The sequence below is a fragment of the Cobetia sp. Dlab-2-AX genome (genome assembly GCF_024124625.1).
Classification (GTDB): domain Bacteria; phylum Pseudomonadota; class Gammaproteobacteria; order Pseudomonadales; family Halomonadaceae; genus Cobetia.
The window spans coordinates 353986-372357 of the sequence record NZ_JAMXRV010000001.1 but is presented as its reverse complement, the minus strand read 5'-3'; the positions used below and the strand labels follow the sequence as shown (position 1 = coordinate 372357).

Genomic DNA, 18372 nt, shown 5'->3' with positions numbered 1-18372 from the left:
GAGCAAGGTCCACCAGGGGCTGTGATGACCTGATGGCAAACGGTCTGTCGCGACCGGCTTATCAAGTCCGCCCGCCATGGGCCGCCTTGGCGTGTGATGGGATTACTCTAGGTCAAAGTTGACGTTAACGTAAAGGTCATTATGCAGCGCTTTGACCAAGGTCGCAGGACCTGTAACAGGGGGCCTGAAGGGGACTCGAGGGGGAGCGCCAGGTCGAGTAGCGCAGTTGAATGACGTCAGGGAGAGAAAGTCAGTTCAGAAACGAAATTGTTCCGGCATCGCCGGGGTGACTTGATAAGCTGAGACGCTGTAGTCACTGTTGATTGAGGAAGCCGTGAGGGCGTCAGTGGGGAGCATTCCCGTCACCTGCCTGGTGTCACCGGCACTCTTTGGTGTGCAAGTGCGCCGACTCGCCAGCGCTTTCCGCCATTCAAGACTCATGCTCACCTGCCTAGAAGGACCTACTCGATGAGTGATGACACCGCCCCGGCAGTCCGCTTCAGCGGCCTGCACAAGGGCTTTGCCGGTCAGCGCCTGTTTGAAGGCATTGATCTTGAACTACCGCGTGATCGCATCACCGCCCTGGTCGGTGCCAGCGGGTGTGGCAAATCGACCCTGCTGCAGCTGATCAACGGCCTGATCCGCCCGGATGAAGGTGAGGTGAAGGTATTCGGCGCCGCCGTCGATTACGCCAACCTGCCAGCCATGCGTCGCCGCATCGGCTATGCCGTCCAGCAGATCGGCCTCTTTCCCCATCTCAGCGTGCGCGACAACGTCGCCATTCTCGCTGACCGCGAAGGCTGGAGCGACGAGCGCGTCAAGTCACGCATCGCGCGTCTGTTCCAGATGATGGATCTCGACATGGCGCTGCTGACCCGCTATCCCCACGAGATTTCCGGCGGTCAGGCCCAGCGCGTCGGGCTGTGTCGCGCCATGATGCTGGAGCCACCGTTGCTGCTGCTCGATGAGGCCTTCTCGGCCGTCGACCCGATCACGCGCATCGAGGTGCATGCCCAGTTCCAGCGCATGCAGCAGGAGGAGCCGCGCAGCGTGGTGATGGTCACCCACGACATGAACGAGGCGCTGAGCCTGGCTGATCACATGGTGGTGATGGCGCCCGGCGTGGTGCTGCAGGCCGCCAGTCCCGACACCATCACCACGGCGCCAGCGGATGAGCGCGTGGCCCGACTGCTGGAGGCACGCGCATGAAGACGCTGATGACGACTCCCGTCCTGCAATGCTCGCGCCGCGGGCTGTCTGGTGCGCTGATGGTCGCCGGCCTGGCGCTTGCCAGTCTTGGGGCGCTGGTGAGCAGCCCGCTTGCCAGCGCGGAAGAGCAAGCCGCGGCATGGCCCGAGGACAAGCCGATCGTGGTCGGCTCCAAGGCTGACCGCGAAGGCCATCTGCTGGGCGAGATATTCGCACAGGTGCTGGAGGACGCCGGCTTTACGGTCGAGCGCCGTCTGGGGCTGGGCCAGACCATCATCACCTATCAGGGGCTGGCGGAAGGCGAGCTGGATGTCTATCCCGAGTACACCGGCACCCTGGCCCACGCCATTCTCAAGCTGGATGACGTACCCCCGCTCGAGACGCTCGATGAGCTGAGTCGCGAGCAGGGCCTGCGCGTGCTCGAGCCGCTGGGCTTCAATAATACCTATGCCGTCAGCATGCGCCGCGATCAGGCCGAGTCGCTGGGCATCAGTACCATCGGCGATATGGCCGATCACCCGGAGCTGTCCATCGCGATGTCGCATGAGTTCATCAAGCGGTCGGATGGCTGGCCGGGACTGGCGGCGGAATACGGCCTTTCCCAGGTGCCGCGTGGCATCGAGCACGGCATCGCCTATCAGGCGCTGCGCGAGAGCAAGATCGACGCCACCGATGCCTACTCCACCGAGGGCGACATCAAGCGCTTCGACTTCGTGCTGCTCGAGGACGACAAGGGCTACTTCCCCGAATATCTGGCGGTGCCCTTCGTGAATGCCGCCTTGCCGGAAGATGCCGTCGCGGCGCTCAACCAGCTGGCGGGCAGCCTCGATGAAGACAGCATGCAGGCGCTCAACGCCCGCGTTTCCACCGATGAGCAGAGCTTCGCCCAGGTCGCCAGTCGCTTCATTCAGGAGCAGGGCATCACCACCGAGCAGCGGGAAGTCAGCGGTGCCAAGTGGGACAAGCTGGGCACCAATCTGATCGAGCACCTGCAGTTGACGCTGTCCGCGCTGCTGCTGGCGTGTCTGGTCGGACTGCCGCTGTCCTTGCTTGTCTATCGCAATCCGAAGGTCTCGCGGGTGGTGCTCTACGTCACCGGCCTGCTGCAGACCATCCCTTCCATCGCGCTGCTGGCACTGATGATTCCGCTGTTCGGCATCGGGGTGGTGCCGGCGGTGATCGCGCTGTTCGTCTACTCCTTGCTGCCGATCATCCGTGCGGCGATCACCGCGCTGCTGACGGTGGACCCGTTGCTGGTCAAGGTGGCACGTGGCATGGGCTTGACGCGTCGTGAGCAGCTGCGTCATGTCATCCTGCCGCTGGCGACGCCCAATCTGCTCACCGGCATCAAGACCGCCGCCATCATCAACATCGGTACCGCGACGCTGGCAGCCTTCATCGGCGCCGGGGGGCTGGGTGAGCCGATCGTCACCGGGCTTTCGCTCAATGACTATGATCTGGTGCTTTACGGGGCGATTCCCGCGGCATTGCTGGCCATCTGCGCCGAGCTGTTGTTCGAGCTGTTCGAGCGTCTGGTGATACCTGCCCATATGCGCGGGCTGAAGGCTCGCTGAGCTGGAAAAACGGCGGAGTACATTACACGACAATCATGTCGCAACTCCTGTACAAGGCGTGCAGTAAAAAAGGAAGGCTGCTGCGAAGGTTTAACGTTGGTCGTCGATCAGCGTAATGTGAAGGGGAAAGTAAGGGCTTTCTGACAGCGCTTGCAGGCAGGGTTTGTAGACAATGCCGGGCAATCTTGTACGGCTCGGTCCTGCAGCAGCCTCTACCCCCCTTTGAAGGAGAGATTCATGCGTATCAAAAATCTGTTTCCGATTGCACTGGTCGCGGCGACTCTGGCCCTGAGTGGTTGTGGTCTGTTCGATCATGGCCACGGCCATGGTGGGCATGGTGGCGGTGGCAAAGGTCACGCGATGATCGACACCCCGGCCAGCGCCCCGGCAGATCATCTGTCCTGATCTAGCCTCGCCTGTCGGTTGACGAAAAAGCCGCCCCTTTCTGCCTCACGGCAAGGAAGGGGCGGCTTTTTCGTGTGCGTGTCCGTGTCCGTGTGCCGATCTGAGCTGAGCTGTATGGGGCTGGGCTGTGTGCGAGGACGGTGCTTTGCGTCTCGATGCTTTCAGTCGCGGTGCTCTGTAAGCGGCGTGCGGCGAGCGGCAGGTGCCAGGCAGGCGGCATAAAAAAGACCTCCCCGTGGGGAGGCCTGCAAGCACGTCACCGTATGTCTGCCGTGACGCTCGGTGCCCCTGAGACAAGGGGCGACCGATAGAGGTGCCGACAGCTGCGGTTCCCGAGTCTGGAAGCGCTACCAGCTGCCATCCATGGCATTGTGTCACCTGATCAGTTGTTCATGGCCTGCGGAAGATAGAGCACGATCTCCGGGAAGACGTGCATCAGCACGATGGAGAAGATCATCAGCAGGAAGAACGGTAGCGTCGCCTTGGTGATGGTGATGATGTCCTTGCCGGTCAGGCTCTGGATCACGAACAGGTTGAAGCCGACCGGCGGGGTGATCTGCGACATCTCGACCACGATGATCAGGTAGATACCGAACCAGATCAGGTCGAAACCGGCGGCTTCGATGACCGGCATGATGATGGAGGTCACCAGCAGGATCAGCGAGATGCCGTCGAGGAAGCAGCCCAGAACCAGCAGGAACAGCGTCAGCACCACCAGAAGCATGGTCGGGGACAGCCCCAGGGTGGCGATGCCTTCGGCCAGCTGCATCGGAATCTGGGTGAAGCTCATCGCGGAGGACAGGAAGGAGGCACCGGCGATGATGAAGGCGATCATGCACGAGGTGCGCAGCGCCGCGAACAGCGATTCCTTGAAGGTGGCGGCGGTCATGTGGCCGTTGAGGCGCGCGATGATCAGCGACAGTACCACGCCGACCGCGGCCGCTTCGGTGGGTGACGCCAGGCCACCGTAGATGCTGCCGAGGATACCGCCGATCAGTGCCAGCAGCGGAATCAGCTGGGCGCTGTTGCGCAGCTTGGCCATGAAGCCCATGTGTGGCTCGTCATGGCCGGCGCGGCCCTGCGGCTCACCGACGACCTTCGACCAGATCGCCAGGTAGCCCATGAACAGGGCCAGCAGGAGCATGCCCGGCAGGACACCGGCGATGAACAGACGCGAGATGGACTGCTCGGTGACCACGCCATAGACGATCATCATGATCGACGGCGGAATCAGCAGGCCGAGGGTCGAGGCACTGGCGAGGGTACCGATGGCCAGATTGCTGTCGTAGCCGCGGCGCTCAAGCTCCGGCAGTGTCATCTTGCCGACGGTGGCGCAGGTAGCGGCGGAGGAGCCGCACACGGCGGCGAACAGACCGCTGCCGATGATGTTGGAGTGCAGCAGACGGCCGGGCAGGCGATTGAGCCACGGCGCCAGGGCGCGGAACATGTTGTCGGCCAGTCCCGAGCGGAACAGGATCTCGCCCATCCACACGAACATCGGCAGGGCGGTCAGGTCCCAGCCATAGCTGGCACCCCAGAAATCGGAGGCCAGGATCGGGCCGGTCTCGAAGGTGGAGAAGAAGGTCAGCACGATCCAGCCGGTGCCGATCAGCGAGAAGGCGACCCACACGCCGCTGCCGAGCAGCAAGGCGAGGGCCAGTAGAGTGACGAGGATGAGTGTCAGCATGTCATTCGGCTCCGTCTTCGGGCTCGGGCGCCACGTAGCTTGAGGGCGCGGTGAAGGCGGTGCGCAGCGTGGCGATCAGGGTCTCGAGAATCGCCAGGCACAGCAGGCCGGTACCGGCGACCAGCACGCTCTGCGGAATCCACAGCGGCAGCGCCAGCAGGCCGGAGGAGATGTCGTGGTACTCGAGGCTCTCGCCGACCAGCAGTACCAGTTCATGGGTGATCAAGACGCTCAGGCCGAGTGCGATCAGCAGCGCGAGGCTTTCGATCCATACGCGCACGGCGGCCGGCAGGCGGTTGATGACCAGCGTCACGCGGATATGGGCGTGATGCGTGAAGGTGTAGGCGAGGCTCAGGAAGGTGGCGCCAACCAGCAGGAAGGCAGCCATTTCCGACACGCCGGAGATCTCGAAGCCGAGACGCTCGGCGCCGAACATCACCATGATGGCGTCGATCAGGCGCAGGAAGACTTGCAGGCTGACGAGGGTGCAGATCAGCAGCATGCAGGCCGCCGCACCCCACGCGCCGAGGCGATAGAGTCTGTCGAAGAAATAGGTCATGACGGGCGCTCACAGGGAAGGTGAGGGTGGCCACGCGATGCTGCACACAGGCTTGTCCGTGGGTCACCTGCCGGCGGGCGGCAGGTGTCGGAGTCTCGAGTGGCGTACCGCGTGGCGGGATAGCAACGCTGCAGCTGGGGTCAGTCAGGACATCTGCAGCGCTCAGGCAATGCTCAGACGTTGCTCAGGCAGTGCACGGTCGATGCGCTTGGCCACATGTCCAGCATTCAGCGCCGGGCAGTCGGGCTTGCGAGCGGATCTCAGGCATCCAGGTCTGCGCGGTAGCGCTCGAGCAGCTGCTGGCCTTCTTCACCGGCACGCGACTTCCAGTCCTGGAACAGCTTGTCACCGGCGGCCTTGAGGTCTTCGGCCAGCTTGGCGTCGGGCTCCGTGATGGTGAAGCCATTCTCGGTCAGCACCTTGGCGCTCTCGGCGGCATCGGCCTTGCTGGCTTCCCAGCCGCGGGTCTCGGCGGCCTTGGCGGCATCGAGCACGGCTTGCTGAGTGCTCTCGTCGAGGCGATCGAAGGCACGCTTGTTGACGAAGACGATGTTCTTCGGCAGCCACAGCTTGGCGTCGTTGTAGTGCTTGACGTAATCCCAGGCCGACATGGACTTGCCGGTGGAGCTGGAGGTGATCATCGCGTCGACACGACCGGTGCTGAAGGCGGTGGGGATGTCGGCTTCTTCGGTCTCGGTGGGCTTGCCGCCGACGTTCTCGACGAAGCGCTGGGTGTTGATGTTGGGCGCGCGGATACGCAGGCCCTTGAGCTGGGAGACGTCGGTCAGGTCGAAGTCGGTGTAGATACCCTGGGCCGGCCAGGCGACCGCGTACAGCGGCATCAGGCCTTCCTTGGCGAACAGCTGGGTGATGTCCGGTTTGGAGGCCTGCCAGAGGGCGAAGGCTTCTTCGTAGCTGGAGGCGACGCCCGGCAGGGTGTCCAGCTCGTAGACCGGCGATTCGTTGGAGAGAATCGACAGGAATATCTCACCGGCCTGGACGGTGCCGCGACGCACGGAAGGCTTGATCTCGCCGTGGGAGATCAGGGAACCGCCGCTGTGCACGGTCACGGTCAGCTCGCCATCGGTGGCCTCGGTGACTTCCTCGGCGAACTGCTTGGTGTTCTTGGTGTGGAAGCTGGCATCGCCATACGGAGTGGCGAGGTTCCACTGTGCCGCGAGTGCCGAGCCACTGAAGGCCAGGGCACCCACTGTCGCCAGCCAGGCGAAGGACTTGACTGTCGGGATCTTGCGAGTGAGGGAATCGTTGGGCTTACGCATGTCTTGTTCCTCATTATTATTGAATGTTGTCGGCAGACGATTTCATTCTTCAAGCGACGGGCCATCCCGTCCAATCGTTAATTCTGATTCGCAGTATCGATGAAATCTTTCATAGTGTCGTTGCATGAAAGCCTTTGGCGATATTGTTAGACCTTGGTCTGATGCTGACCTGATGCGGAGCGGGGCGCGATCAACCCTGACTCAGCGCATGACAGGCGGTCTGATCAGGGAGTGGAATGCGCGTGTTGCTGCGAGTAGGTCTCGGCACATTGGCAGCCGAGGCGTGCCACGCTGGCACAGAAATCGGGGTAGTTGGCATTGCGCCAGATGGCTTCATAGATCATCGGGGGCAGCGGGGTCTTCAGTGGCAGGCGCACCAGTTCGCCGTGGCTGATGACATCCTCCACCGTAGCGACCGGCAGTACGCCGATGCCGAGCCCTTCGCTGCTCATGCGCAGGATGGTCATCAGGGTGCTGGTGCAGTGCACCTTGGGCTGGGTGATGCCCCGGTCCGACAGATAGCTGACCAGCTCGGTATAGGGGCGCGCCTGCTTGCTGAAGGAGATGAATGGCGTGGAGGCGAAGCGCTCGCCATCCTCGGCCAGCTGCTCGGCGAGGGCCGGTGAGGCGAACATGCCCATCTCGAAGGTGCACAGCGGAGTCTGGGTGGCGTAGGGCCCCATGGCGGCGCTGTCCATCGCGAACAGCATGTCGAGATCATTGTCGGCCAGACGCTGATGCAGAGAGGGCGAGATATCGACGGTCATTTCCAGCGTCAGCTTGGGATAGCGTTCGGCCAGCTGGCGCATGAAGGCGGGGAACCAGCTGTTGGCGATGGTCTCGATCACGCCCAGACGCAGCGTGCCCGAGAAGGCGCCTTCTTCCTGAAACAGGCGCATGGCTTCGTCGCGGCCACTGAGCAGGCGCTCTGCGTGGGCGAAGAACTCACGCCCGCGCAGGGTGGGCTGGATGGGGCGGGTGGCGCGTTCCAGCAGGGATTCGCCGACGGTGGCTTCCAGGCGGTTGATGCGGTCCGAGATGGAGGGCTGGGTCAGGTGAAGCTTGGTCGCGCCCTTGCGGAACGAGCCAAGCCGGACCACCCAGACGAAGGCCTCGAGTTCCTTGAAGTCGAACATGGCAGATGCCCCGTGATGAATCGTTGTGACCGCCCATCTTGCCGCATGCAGCGCGGGGCGTCAGCTTTCATCACGGGGCACGGCCCGCGTCAGGCCGGGCGTGGGCTCATGCGCCTGCGTGGGTCGCTCACGTCATTTGCGAAACAGCTGGCTCTCGCGGTCCTTGAAGGCCTTGAATTCCAGCGCATTGCCGGTGGGGTCGAGGAAGAACATCGTCGCCTGTTCGCCGGGTTCGCCCTTGAAGCGGATATGGGGCTCGATCTCGAAGGTGACGCCCTCGGCGATGAGGCGATCCGCCAGTGCCTGCCAGGCGTCCATCTCCAGCACCACACCGAAGTGTGGCACCGGCACACCATGGCCATCGACCGGATTGCGGTGCTGAGCGACGGCGCTTGCCGGGTCGGCCAGCGCCGGATTCAGGTGACAGACGAACTGATGGCCATAGAGATCGAAATCGACCCAGCTGTCGGACGAGCGGCCCTCGGGGCAGCCCAGAAACTCGCCATAGAAGCGGCGTGCCTCGGCGATATCGCGGACCTGGATGGCGAGGTGGAACGGATCGCTGACGGCCATGGTGAAACTCCTGTTGTTGTAGGGGGATTCGGCTGAGCAAAGCGTGACTTCAGACAGGCGGTGGGCGGGAAGACAGACCCTGCCGCCACCGCTCGGCTCGCTCAAGACACAAGCATGACGCGCTCCGTCGGGCAAGCGATACACGGCCGGTGCTTTCATGGCGCAAGATGATGAAAGATTTCACCGATATGACGAATCATAAAATACGATTGGATACCAAGGCGGCCCCTTACATAGAGTGGAGGCATAACAACACACAAGATCTGACCTGTGAGGTTTTGCTATGTCCCGCTCTGCCCCCTTCCTCCCCCTGCTCAACTGCGATATGGGCGAAAGCTTCGGCAACTGGAAGATCGGTCTGGATGAAGAGGTCATGCCCTTCGTCGACTGCGCCAACATCGCCTGTGGTTTCCACGCTTCCGATCCCACCATCATGCGCCGCACCGTGCGTCTGGCGGTCAAGCATGACGTGCGCATCGGCGCGCACCCGGCCTACCCGGACCTGCAAGGCTTCGGCCGTCGCTCGATGGCGTGTTCGCCTGCCGAAGTCGAGGACATGCTGCTCTATCAGATCGGCGCGCTGGATGGCATCTGTCGCGCCGAGGGCACTCGTGTCCAGTACGTGAAGCCGCATGGTGCGCTCTACAACGACATGGCCGCCGACCCGACGCTGCTGCGCGCCGTCATGCAGGCCGTGGTGCGCTATGACGCCAGCCTGCCGCTGATGGTGATGGCGACCGCCAACCCCGCGCCGATGCAGGCGCTGGCCGACGAGATGGGCATTACGCTGTGGTTCGAGGCCTTCGCCGACCGCGCCTACGATTCACGTGGCCACCTGGTGTCGCGTCGTGAGCCGGGCGCCGTGCATCATGACAGCGAGGTGATCATCGCCCAGTCCGTGACGCTGGCACGTGGTGAAGCGCTGACCGACAGCAGCGGCGGTGACCTGGTGCTGTCCGCCGATACGCTGTGCGTGCACGGTGACAACGCCGAGTCCGTGGCCGCGGTGCGCGCCATCCGTGAAGCCTTCGATACGTTGGCGGGTGCCTGATGGCGGGGGCTGACAGCCACGGCCGTGGCACGTCACCGCAACTGCGCCTCGAGACCGTCGGCATGGACTCGCTGATCATCCGGCTGTTCGATCGCATCGAGGAATCCAACATGGCCTGGGTGCTGGCCGCTGACAGTGCGCTGCGTGAGGCCTTCGGCGCGACGCTGGTCGATCTGGTGCCGTCCTACACCACGCTGCTGCTGCATTACGATGTGGCCGCGCTGGAAGAAGGCGAGGCGCGTGCCCGCATCCAGGCCGCGCTGGCAGATCTCGCGCCGGGCAGTGGCCAGCAGGGCCAGCTGCATGAAGTGCCCGTCTGGTATGACGACAGTGTCGGGCCGGAGCTGGCGCCGATCGCCGCGCGGCTGGGCATCAGCGTCGAGGCGCTGATCGAGCGTCACGGGGAGCATGACTACTGCGTGTTCGCCCTCGGCTTCGCGCCCGGTTTCGCCTTCATGGGTGTGCTGGAAGAGGCGCTGACCACGCCGCGCCTCAAGACGCCGCGCCAGAAGATCGCCCCCGGCAGCGTCGGTATCGCCGACCGTCAGGCCGCGATCTATCCGTCACGCTCACCCGGCGGCTGGAACATCCTGGGCCGTACGCCCATCACCCTGTTCGGGCGCAATGAAGCCGGAGAACCGTCCAGTCGCTTCATGCCCGGTGATCGCGTGCGCTTTGTCTCCGTGAGCCGAGAGGAATTCGTTCGCCTGGGCGGCGATGTCACCCCGCTGGAGGAACGCGCATGAGCGACGTGAAGACGAAGACGACGCTGCGCGTCGAGCGCAGCGGTGCCCTGGCACTGGTGCAGGACGCTGGCCGTCTGGGCGTGCGTCACCTGGGCGTGACCCAGGGTGGCGCGGCGGACTGGGTGTCGCTGGGCTGGGCCAACTGGCTGCTGGGCAACGCCTATGACGCACCGGGGCTCGAGATCACCATGGGCGGCGGCTTGCTGTTCAAGGTCGAACAGGCCGGCACCCTGGCGCTGTGCGGTGCAGACCTGGCCGCGACCCTCGACGGCGAGACGCTCGCACCGGGTCAGGCCTTCGAGGTGGCTTGCGGACAGCAGCTCAAGTTCGAACGTCCCGTCGCCGGGCTGCGTGCCTATCTGGCCTTCCCCGGTGGCCTGGATGTCGCCCCGGTGCTGGGCAGCGCCGCCAGCACGGTGCGCGACGGCCTCGGCGGGCTGGATGGCGAAGGGCGAGCCCTGGTCAGCGGTGATGTGCTGACGGCTGCCAGCAATGAGCTGTCGCTGCGCGAGCTGCCGGCGTCGGCACAGGCATGGCAGCAGTCGCTGACCCCCGAAGAAGGCGAGGCGCTCGAATTGCCGCTGGTCGTGGGGGCGCAGATCGCCGAGTTCAGTGGCGACAGCCTCTATCGCGCCTTCAACAGCGAATGGGCGGTGGATGGGCGCGCCGACCGCATGGGGGTGCGCCTGACCGGCCCGCGCCTCGAGCGTGACGGGGCGGGCATGGTGTCCGAGGGCATTCCGCTGGGCGCCGTGCAGGTGCCGGCCGATGGCCAGCCCATCATATTGCTCAATGATCGCCAGACGATCGGCGGCTACCCGCGCCTTGGCGCGCTGACGCCACTGGCCTGCGCACGGCTCGGACAATGTGTGCCGGGCTCCCGGGTGCGACTGGCGGCCGTGACACCGGGTCAGGCGCGTCGTGATCACCTCGAGGTGCTGACCGGCTGGCAGTCGTGATGCGCCGCAGCGAAGCTTTCAGCTCGACGCCTGCAGACCTGAACGTGCAGACCTGAGCGACTGGATCGAAGCGTGCAGACAAAAAAAGGGCCTCCAAGTGGAGGCCCTTTCGGTTTTCCCGTGAGGGAATCTTTGATGCTGTTGGGAGTGATTGATCAGATCACACCCTTGATGAACAGATTCCCGGAGAAACGTTGCGCGAGCATCGGGAAACGTTGCACTGACTCGTGGGTATCGATGAAACACGAGGCAATGCGGTCATCATGTCGGGCACATTACCCTCACATGCTGACGGGTAACGAACGGCTTATCCCCCGAACGGGACTGTACTGGCAAGAATAACGGTTGAGACAGGCGGATGCCAGTCATTTGCGAGCGCTGTTTCCTAATTTTTTCCTCACCGCATCCCTGCGGTGAGTTCTACTGATCCAGCGCGCCCTTCACTGCCTGGCAGGACGCTTGCGCAGGCGCCACAGGTGAACCTCCAGCCAGCCGGCTTCCAGGGCCAGCATCAGGTTGCGTTGCATCAGGGAAAAGGCCGGGCCGAAGATCAGTTCCGGCGTCAGGCCGCGAGCAGCCAGCATGGCCGGCGAGGGCGCAGGCGCGTCCTCGCGGTAGGCGATGGGCTGCTCGCTGGTACTCTCGCACATGCGGCGCGCCTGCCAGCTCAGCACCTGATCGGTCAGCTCGACATGGGCATCGACCTCGAAGCCACTGCTGGCCATCGCCTCATGCAGCTCCTCGCAACTGGCCAGCTGGTCGCCACGCGGTGACAGCGCCCACGGCAGTGGCAGGGCAGGGCGCTCGCCAAACGCCTGCGCCTGCACGCTGAGCACCGGCTCGTGCAGCAGGAGATAGCCATCCTGCTCGAGACAGTCATGCCACTGCGTGAGCGTGCTGACCTTGTCGCTCAGATGCACCAGCAGGTGCTGGCTGAAGAGGCGATCAAAGCGGCGGCCCGAGAGTGCTGGGTGCAGCTCGGGGTAGCAGGCATCGCCCTCCAGCACGCGAATCGACTCGCGCAGTCCGGTGGCCCGGTTGAGGGCAATCGCCAGCTCGCAGAGGCTGCTCGAGAGGTCCAGTGTGGTGATGTGATGGTCAGCGCCGGTGTCACGCGACAGGCTGGCAACATGTCGCGCCAGCCCGCCGAGGCCGGCGCCGAGTTCAAGCATCGAAAGCCCCCGCGACTGGGGTTCCAGCCGGGCGAGGGCCAGCAGCTCGCGGGTGCCCGTCACGCCACCCAGATGCAGTTGGTCCAGCCCGGCCAGTGCCATGATCGGCAGTTCACCGCTCGGGTGGGCGTCTATCAGCGTCTCGAGTGCCTCGTCGAGAGCCGCATGATGGTGGCTCGCCGCATAGTGGGCGACCTGCTGACGAGCGCTGCTCAGGTGGCGTGCGGCGGGAGTGTCATCCTCCCCCTCACGTGACGTACTCACCTGGCCAGCCCCAGCTCTTGTGTCGCGGCCTCGCGCATCTTGAACTTCTGGATCTTGCCGGTCACGGTCATCGGGAATTCCTCCACGAACTTGATGTAGCGCGGCACCTTGAAGTGAGCGATACGTCCCTGGCAGAACGCCTTGAGCGCCGGTTCATCGAGCTGCTCGCCTTCCTTGAGCTTGACCCATGCCATCACTTCCTCGCCATACCGCTCATCGGGCACGCCGATCACCTGCACGTCCGACACCGCAGGGTGGGTGTAGAGGAAGTCCTCGATCTCGCGCGGGTAGATGTTCTCGCCACCGCGGATGATCATGTCCTTGATACGTCCCACGATCGTCACGTAGCCGTCTTCATCCAGCGTCGCGAGGTCGCCGGTATGCATCCAGCGGCCGGCGTCGATGGCCTTGGCGGTGGCCTCCGGGTTGTTCCAGTAGCCCAGCATCACGCTGTAGCCCCGCGTGCACAGCTCGCCCTTCTCGCCGACTGGCACCACGCGGCCGCTGTCAGGGTCGATGATCTTGATCTCCAGATGCGGGTGCAGGGTGCCAACGGTGGAGACGCGCTTGTCCAGCGGCGCCTCACGAGTGGTCTGCAGACTCACCGGGCTGGTCTCGGTCATGCCGTAGGCGATGGTGACCTCGCGCATGTGCATGCGCTCGATGACCTGGCGCATCACCTCGATGGGGCAGATGGAGCCGGCCATGGTGCCGGTGCGCAGGCTGGTGAGGTCGAATTCGGCGAAGCGCGGGTGTTCGAGTTCGGCGATGAACATCGTCGGCACGCCGAACATCGCGGTGGCGCCTTCCTCGCTGACCGCCTGCAGGGTGGCCAGCGGATCGAAGCCCGCTTCCGGATAGACGATGGCGGCGCCGTGGGTCAGACAACCCAGGTTGCCCATCACCATGCCGAAGCAGTGATAGAGCGGCACCGGCATCACCAGCGTGTCGTGCTCGCTGAGATTCATGCGCTCGGCGACGAAGAAGCCGTTGTTGAGGATGTTGTGGTGCGAGAGGGTCGCGCCCTTGGGGGCGCCGGTGGTGCCGGAGGTGTACTGGATGTTGATCGGGTCATCGAAGGTCAGACTGGCCTGCAGCTCCTTGAGTGTCTCGACGCAGACGCTATCGGCTCCGCTGAGCACATCCTGCCAATTGAGCATGCCGGGCAGGGCATCCTCGGCCTCGAAGCAGATCAGGCGCCTGAGGTCTGGCAGCGCGCCATTGTGAATGCCATCACGGCCGCGGGCCTCCCTGGCCTCAGGGAACAGCTCCTCGAGGATCGCCACATAGTCGGACGCCTTGAAGCGAGACTGGAAGATCAGCGTCGCCGCACCGGATTGCTTGAGGGCGTAGGCCAGTTCATGGCCACGATAGCTCGGGTTGAGGTTGACCAGCACGACGCCGATCTTGGCGGTGGCGTACTGGATCAGTGTCCATTCGGCACGATTGGGCGCCCAGATGCCGACGCGGTCGCCGCGCTCGATGCCCATCGCCAGCAGGCCGCGCGCCACGCGCTCGACCTCTGCGTGCAGTTCGGCCCAGGTGTAGCGCAGTCCCTGATGGCGACTGATCAGGGCATCGCGCTCGGGCCAGCGCGCGCAGATGCGATCGAGGCAATCACCGATGGTTTCTCCCATCAGTGGCGTGTCGGAGGTGGTGCTGAGATAGCTGACTGACCGGCTTGCACGTGTCATTTCGCTTGCAGGCTGGCGTGTGGCGATGGCGTCCTGTGACATGGTGCTTTCCTGTGTCCTTGGTTGTTATTGGTGAGGCAAGGCTTGTCAGGGGGAGCCGCCTCAGGGAGGCGGTGACGCTGTGTTGTTGTTCTTTTCGTCCTTTTCGTCCTTTTCGTTTTTGTCGTCTGGTCGTGCTGTCGTCTTGTCGTGAGCTCAGCGTGCGACGCGTTGCTCTCCGGCAGTCTGCTGTCGCCCGCACTCGCGAGGCGCTGGTCACTCCAAGGGTGAATGTTCTCCTGATGGGCAGTTTTCCATGGACAGTCTAGTCGCTGTCACTTGTATAGCTGTCAGTTACATAACTGTTGCTGACGCGAGTGGGTGCTAGCTCTCGCTGTCGCCGGCCAGGCGGGCGAGGGCTTCGCGGGCACGTGTCTCGACGTCATCCAGCTCGCGCTGCATGGCGGTGAGATCGCGCAGCTGACGCTCAAGGCCCTCACGCTTTTCGCTCAGAATGCCAAGCAGGCGGGTGAGCTGCTTCTCGCCACCGCCGTCGGCGGCGTCGTAGAGGTCGACCACTTCACGAATCTCGGCCAGCGAGAAGCCCAGTCGCTTGCCGCGCAGGGTCAGCTTGAGGCGTACGCGGTCCTTGTCGCGATAGACGCGTGTCTGACCGCGTCGCTCCGGGTGCAGCAGTCCTTCCTGCTCGTAGAAGCGGATGGTGCGCGTGGTCACGTCGAAATGCCGTGCCAGCTCGCCGATGCTCCAGGTGCGCTGGGTCGGACGGATGGCATCGCTGGTGCTGGTGGTGCTCAGCAGGGACTCCACACCGGCACCGTCATTCACTGCACCGCCAGGCGTCGTGCCATCAGGCGTTGCTCGGGATCTGGGGTCAGGACTCGGGGTCATCATCGTATCTGTCATGGGCGCTGCCGCTCCGGATGCTGTGCGCGCCAGGGAGAGGGGAATGCTCCTTGGCGCTGTGGGTGCCAGCGGCGTCTGGCCGTGAATTTTCTACAGACTAGCATTGTTTACGTTAACGTAAAGGGTAATAGTATTTGCAGCCAACCAAGCAGATGCTAGGTTGAATCAGATCACAGTCTCGGCTTGCCGCTTTCTGCAGGACGGCCTGGTTCTGCAAAGCGGATCTTGCTGACGACTTCGGCTCTGTTGACACACTGTCTTCCTCCCAATAACAACAGCCACAGGAATGCCACGCCATGTCTTCGACGTCTCTCACGCCCTCTACTGCCGCGCCCTCTACCGGTTCACTGGATCTGCTGTCACGCCTGCGCGCCGTGGTCGCCGGTGACGGCGCGCCGCTGGTGCTGCCTCAGCTGATCAATGGTCAGTTTGTCGAAAGTCGCGCCGATCAGCACCTGAGCGTCACCAACCCGGCCACCAACGGCGAGATCGCCCGCGTGCCCCTGTCACCGCTGAGTGAGCTGGATGAGGCGCTGGACCACGCCGAACAGGCCTTCCAGCGCTGGCGCAACACGCCGGTGCCGACCCGTGCCCGCCTGATGCTCAGCTATCAGCATCTGCTCAAGCAGCATCATGACGAGCTGGCCGAGATCATTTCCCACGAGCTAGGCAAGACCTTCGAGGACGCCAAGGGCGATGTGTGGCGCGGCATCGAGGTGGTCGAGCACGCCGCCAACATTCCCAGCCTGCTGATGGGCGAGACGGTGGAGAACGTCGCCACCGGCATCGACAGCTATTCCGTGATCCAATCGCTGGGGGTATGCCTGGGGATCACGCCGTTCAACTTCCCCGCCATGATACCGCTGTGGATGTTCCCGCTGTCCATCGCCTGTGGCAATGCCTTCGTGCTCAAGCCCTCCGAGCAGGTGCCGCTGACCACGCTACGGCTGGCAGAGCTGTTCATGGAGGCGGGGGCACCCGAGGGTATCCTGACCGTGGTGCAGGGCGGGCGGGATCAGGTCAATCATCTTCTCGCCCACGAGATGGTGCGCACCGTCAGCTTCGTCGGCTCGGTACCGGTGGGGCAGCACATCTATCGCACCGCCACCGACAACCTCAAGCGCGCCCAGTGCTTTGCTGGGGCAAAGAATCACATGGTGATCATGCCGGACGCCCCAGCGGACCAGGTCGTCAACGCGCTGGTCGGTGCCAGTGTCGGCGCGGCGGGTCAGCGTTGCATGGCGATCTCGGTAGCGGTCTTCGTCGGTGATTCGAAGGCCTTGATCGAGCGGGTGCGCGATGCGCTGGCCGAGGTGCGCCCGGGCGCCTGGGATGACAAGGGCGCCAGCTACGGGCCGCTGATCTCGCCGCAGGCGCTGGAGCGCGTGACCGGCTGGATCCAGCAGGGCGAGCAGGAAGGCGCCGAGCTGCTGCTGGATGGCCGCGGCGTCTCGGTGGCGGGCTATCCCGACGGCAACTGGCTGGGGCCGTGTCTGTTCTCCAGGGTGACGCCGGAGATGGTGCTCTATCGCGAGGAAATCTTCGGACCGGTGCTGTGCTGCATGGAGGCGGCGGACCTGTCCGAGGCCATCAAGCTGATCAACAACAACCCCTACGGCAACGGCACCTCCATCTTCACGCGCTCCGGCGGCGCCGCGCGGCGCTTCCAGAACGAGATCGCGGTCGGTCAGGTCGGCATCAACGTGCCGATTCCAGTACCGCTGCCGTTCTTCTCCTTCACCGGCTGGCGCGGCAGCTTCTTCGGCGATCTGCATGCCTATGGCAAGCAGGCGGTGCGTTTCTATACCGAGACCAAGACGGTGACCGCGCGCTGGTTCGTCGATGCGCCGGCCGAGGGCAATCAGCCCAACTTTTCTATTCAAATGCGCTGATGGCGCCTCAGATGCGCTGAGCCGCTTTGACAGGCCCGGGCGATAGACCCGGGCCGACAGAACCGGGCCGACAGAACAAGGACAACAGGAGGCAGCTGCATGAACTTTTCGCTGACCGATGACCAGCGTGCCCTCCAGGAGGGGGCGCGTGCCTTCGCGGATGCCGAGCTTGCCCCGCATGCCGCCGAGTGGGACGCCACGGCCCACTTCCCCATCGAGACACTTCGCAAGGCGGGCGAGGCCGGCTTCATGGGGCTTTACGTCCCCGAGGAGCATGGCGGCCTCGGCCTGCCACGTCTCGACAGCTCCATCATTCTCGAGCAGCTGGCGACCGGCTGCATCTCGACCACCGCCTACATCACCATCCACAACATGGTGGGCTGGATGATCGCCAGTTTCGCCACGGAGAGCTGTCGCGAGCAGTGGGTGCCGGCGATGGTGGCGGGCGACAAGCTCGGTTCCTACTGCCTGACCGAGCCGGGCAGCGGCAGTGATGCTGCCAGCCTGCGCACCCGCGCCGAGCGTGAGGGCGATGACTACTATCTGAGTGGCTCCAAGATGTTCATTTCCGGTGCCGGTGCCACGGACGTGCTGGTGGTGATGGCGCGTACCGGCGAGTCCGACAGCGGCGCGGCGGGTATCTCGGCCTTCGTGGTGCCGGCTGACGCCGAGGGCATCAGCTACGGCAAGAAGGAAGACAAGATGGGCTGGAACAGCCAGCCGACCCGGCTGGTGAGCTTCGATCGCGTGCGGGTTGCGGCGGCCAATCGTCTGGGCGAGGAGGGCGAGGGCTTCCGCTTCGCGATGAAGGCGCTGGATGGCGGACGCATCAACATCGCCACCTGCTCATTGGGTGCGGCCCAGAAGGCGCTGGAGCTTTCTCGCGATTATCTCGGCGAGCGCAAGCAGTTCGGGCGCGAGCTGGCCCAGTTCCAGGCGCTGCAGTTCACGCTGGCCGACATGGCTACCGAACTGACCGCGGCGCGCACCCTGGTGCGGCTGGCGGCCTTCAAGCTCGATGAAGACGACGTCGAGGCCAGCGCCCACTGTGCGATGGCCAAGCGCTTCGCCACCGACATGGGCTTCGAGGTCTGCAATCAGGCACTCCAGCTGCATGGCGGCTACGGTTATATCCGCGAGTACCCGTTGGAGCGACTGGTGCGTGACACCCGTGTGCACCAGATTCTGGAAGGCACCAACGAGATCATGCGTCTGATCATCGCGCGGCGTCTTCTGACCCCGGGCATGATCGAGTCGCTGGCGTAATG

The 18372-nt window shown here is 64.0% G+C and carries 16 protein-coding genes; 8 read left to right on the top strand and 8 right to left on the bottom strand.

The features are described 5' to 3' along the window. Positions 1–468 precede the first annotated feature (468 nt). The 3 genes from NH396_RS01610 (at position 469) to NH396_RS01600 (ending at position 3188) form a co-directional block, all read left to right on the top strand. Positions 469–1209, top strand: coding sequence for an ATP-binding cassette domain-containing protein (locus NH396_RS01610; RefSeq protein ID WP_176677576.1), 741 nt, complete (start codon positions 469–471; stop codon positions 1207–1209). Then, positions 1206–2783 (top strand): glycine betaine ABC transporter substrate-binding protein, encoded by a 1578-nt coding sequence (locus NH396_RS01605; protein ID WP_253061116.1) that lies wholly within the window; start codon positions 1206–1208, stop codon positions 2781–2783. Before NH396_RS01610 ends, NH396_RS01605 begins: the two co-directional genes overlap by 4 nt. Before the next feature lie 237 nt (positions 2784–3020). Then, the gene (locus NH396_RS01600; RefSeq protein WP_175088592.1) at positions 3021–3188 is read left to right on the top strand and encodes a hypothetical protein; all 168 of its coding nucleotides are present in this window, start codon (positions 3021–3023) and stop codon (positions 3186–3188) included. Between the two features lie 382 nt (positions 3189–3570). On the opposite strand, the gene NH396_RS01595 is transcribed toward NH396_RS01600, so the two are convergent. The 5 genes from NH396_RS01595 to NH396_RS01575 all read right to left on the bottom strand — a co-directional run bounded on the left by NH396_RS01595 (position 3571) and on the right by NH396_RS01575 (position 8423). Next, positions 3571–4875, bottom strand: coding sequence for a TRAP transporter large permease subunit (locus tag NH396_RS01595; RefSeq protein ID WP_253061114.1), 1305 nt, complete (start codon positions 4873–4875; stop codon positions 3571–3573). A gap of 1 nt (position 4876) precedes the next feature. Further along, positions 4877–5434: a TRAP transporter small permease gene (locus NH396_RS01590; protein WP_043331335.1), complete on the bottom strand. Its 558-nt coding sequence runs from the start codon at positions 5432–5434 to the stop codon at positions 4877–4879. 260 nt (positions 5435–5694) lie between these two features. Continuing rightward, complete coding sequence (locus NH396_RS01585; RefSeq protein ID WP_253061112.1) at positions 5695–6714, bottom strand: TRAP transporter substrate-binding protein; 1020 nt, start codon at positions 6712–6714, stop codon at positions 5695–5697. Positions 6715–6938: 224 nt separating this feature from the next. Further along, a complete protein-coding gene (locus NH396_RS01580) occupies positions 6939–7850 on the bottom strand; it encodes a LysR family transcriptional regulator (RefSeq protein ID WP_176677573.1) in 912 nt (303 codons plus the stop codon). A 132-nt stretch (positions 7851–7982) separates the two neighbouring features. Continuing rightward, on the bottom strand, positions 7983–8423 hold the full coding sequence (locus tag NH396_RS01575) for a VOC family protein (protein ID WP_054555510.1): 441 nt from the start codon (positions 8421–8423) through the stop codon (positions 7983–7985). 283 nt (positions 8424–8706) lie between these two features. Here NH396_RS01575 and NH396_RS01570 point away from each other — a divergent pair, with 283 nt between their 5' ends. The 3 genes from NH396_RS01570 to NH396_RS01560 are packed head-to-tail and all read left to right on the top strand — an operon-like array spanning position 8707 to position 11179. Beyond that, positions 8707–9474: a 5-oxoprolinase subunit PxpA gene (locus NH396_RS01570; RefSeq protein WP_253061110.1), complete on the top strand. Its 768-nt coding sequence runs from the start codon at positions 8707–8709 to the stop codon at positions 9472–9474. Then, on the top strand, positions 9474–10220 hold the full coding sequence (locus tag NH396_RS01565) for an allophanate hydrolase subunit 1 (protein WP_253061108.1): 747 nt from the start codon (positions 9474–9476) through the stop codon (positions 10218–10220). The genes NH396_RS01570 and NH396_RS01565 overlap by 1 nt, the downstream gene beginning before the upstream one ends. Further along, the gene (locus NH396_RS01560; RefSeq protein WP_253061107.1) at positions 10217–11179 is read left to right on the top strand and encodes a biotin-dependent carboxyltransferase family protein; all 963 of its coding nucleotides are present in this window, start codon (positions 10217–10219) and stop codon (positions 11177–11179) included. Before NH396_RS01565 ends, NH396_RS01560 begins: the two co-directional genes overlap by 4 nt. Before the next feature lie 440 nt (positions 11180–11619). Here NH396_RS01560 and NH396_RS01555 read toward each other — a convergent pair whose 3' ends face one another. From NH396_RS01555 to NH396_RS01545, 3 genes are all read right to left on the bottom strand, one after another. Continuing rightward, positions 11620–12615 (bottom strand): class I SAM-dependent methyltransferase, encoded by a 996-nt coding sequence (locus NH396_RS01555; RefSeq protein WP_253061106.1) that lies wholly within the window; start codon positions 12613–12615, stop codon positions 11620–11622. Then, positions 12612–14309: an AMP-binding protein gene (locus tag NH396_RS01550; protein ID WP_253061534.1), complete on the bottom strand. Its 1698-nt coding sequence runs from the start codon at positions 14307–14309 to the stop codon at positions 12612–12614. The genes NH396_RS01555 and NH396_RS01550 overlap by 4 nt, the downstream gene beginning before the upstream one ends. Positions 14310–14672: 363 nt before the next feature. Beyond that, on the bottom strand, positions 14673–15212 hold the full coding sequence (locus tag NH396_RS01545; RefSeq protein ID WP_306424367.1) for a MerR family DNA-binding transcriptional regulator: 540 nt from the start codon (positions 15210–15212) through the stop codon (positions 14673–14675). Positions 15213–15508: 296 nt separating this feature from the next. On the opposite strand from NH396_RS01545, the gene NH396_RS01540 reads away from it, so the two are divergent. Together NH396_RS01540 and NH396_RS01535 are read left to right on the top strand one after the other, a co-directional pair. Further along, entirely contained in the window at positions 15509–17104 is a 1596-nt protein-coding gene (locus tag NH396_RS01540) for a CoA-acylating methylmalonate-semialdehyde dehydrogenase (RefSeq protein WP_253061104.1), read from the top strand. 99 nt (positions 17105–17203) lie between these two features. Then, the gene (locus tag NH396_RS01535) at positions 17204–18370 is read left to right on the top strand and encodes an acyl-CoA dehydrogenase family protein (protein ID WP_253061102.1); all 1167 of its coding nucleotides are present in this window, start codon (positions 17204–17206) and stop codon (positions 18368–18370) included. The last annotated feature ends 2 nt before the right edge of the window (positions 18371–18372 follow it).

Bases quoted from the DNA above. Each gene is read 5' to 3' on its own strand.
- NH396_RS01610 (WP_176677576.1), top strand. From the start codon at position 469: ATGAGTGATGACACCGCCCCGGCAGTCCGCTTCAGCGGCCTGCACAAG.
- NH396_RS01605 (WP_253061116.1), top strand. From the start codon at position 1,206: ATGAAGACGCTGATGACGACTCCCGTCCTGCAATGCTCGCGCCGCGGG.
- NH396_RS01600 (WP_175088592.1), top strand. From the start codon at position 3,021: ATGCGTATCAAAAATCTGTTTCCGATTGCACTGGTCGCGGCGACTCTG.
- NH396_RS01595 (WP_253061114.1), bottom strand. From the start codon at position 4,875: ATGCTGACACTCATCCTCGTCACTCTACTGGCCCTCGCCTTGCTGCTC.
- NH396_RS01590 (WP_043331335.1), bottom strand. From the start codon at position 5,434: ATGACCTATTTCTTCGACAGACTCTATCGCCTCGGCGCGTGGGGTGCG.
- NH396_RS01585 (WP_253061112.1), bottom strand. From the start codon at position 6,714: ATGCGTAAGCCCAACGATTCCCTCACTCGCAAGATCCCGACAGTCAAG.
- NH396_RS01580 (WP_176677573.1), bottom strand. From the start codon at position 7,850: ATGTTCGACTTCAAGGAACTCGAGGCCTTCGTCTGGGTGGTCCGGCTT.
- NH396_RS01575 (WP_054555510.1), bottom strand. From the start codon at position 8,423: ATGGCCGTCAGCGATCCGTTCCACCTCGCCATCCAGGTCCGCGATATC.
- NH396_RS01570 (WP_253061110.1), top strand. From the start codon at position 8,707: ATGTCCCGCTCTGCCCCCTTCCTCCCCCTGCTCAACTGCGATATGGGC.
- NH396_RS01565 (WP_253061108.1), top strand. From the start codon at position 9,474: ATGGCGGGGGCTGACAGCCACGGCCGTGGCACGTCACCGCAACTGCGC.
- NH396_RS01560 (WP_253061107.1), top strand. From the start codon at position 10,217: ATGAGCGACGTGAAGACGAAGACGACGCTGCGCGTCGAGCGCAGCGGT.
- NH396_RS01550 (WP_253061534.1), bottom strand. From the start codon at position 14,309: ATGACACGTGCAAGCCGGTCAGTCAGCTATCTCAGCACCACCTCCGAC.
- NH396_RS01545 (WP_306424367.1), bottom strand. From the start codon at position 15,212: ATGACAGATACGATGATGACCCCGAGTCCTGACCCCAGATCCCGAGCA.
- NH396_RS01540 (WP_253061104.1), top strand. From the start codon at position 15,509: ATGTCTTCGACGTCTCTCACGCCCTCTACTGCCGCGCCCTCTACCGGT.
- NH396_RS01535 (WP_253061102.1), top strand. From the start codon at position 17,204: ATGAACTTTTCGCTGACCGATGACCAGCGTGCCCTCCAGGAGGGGGCG.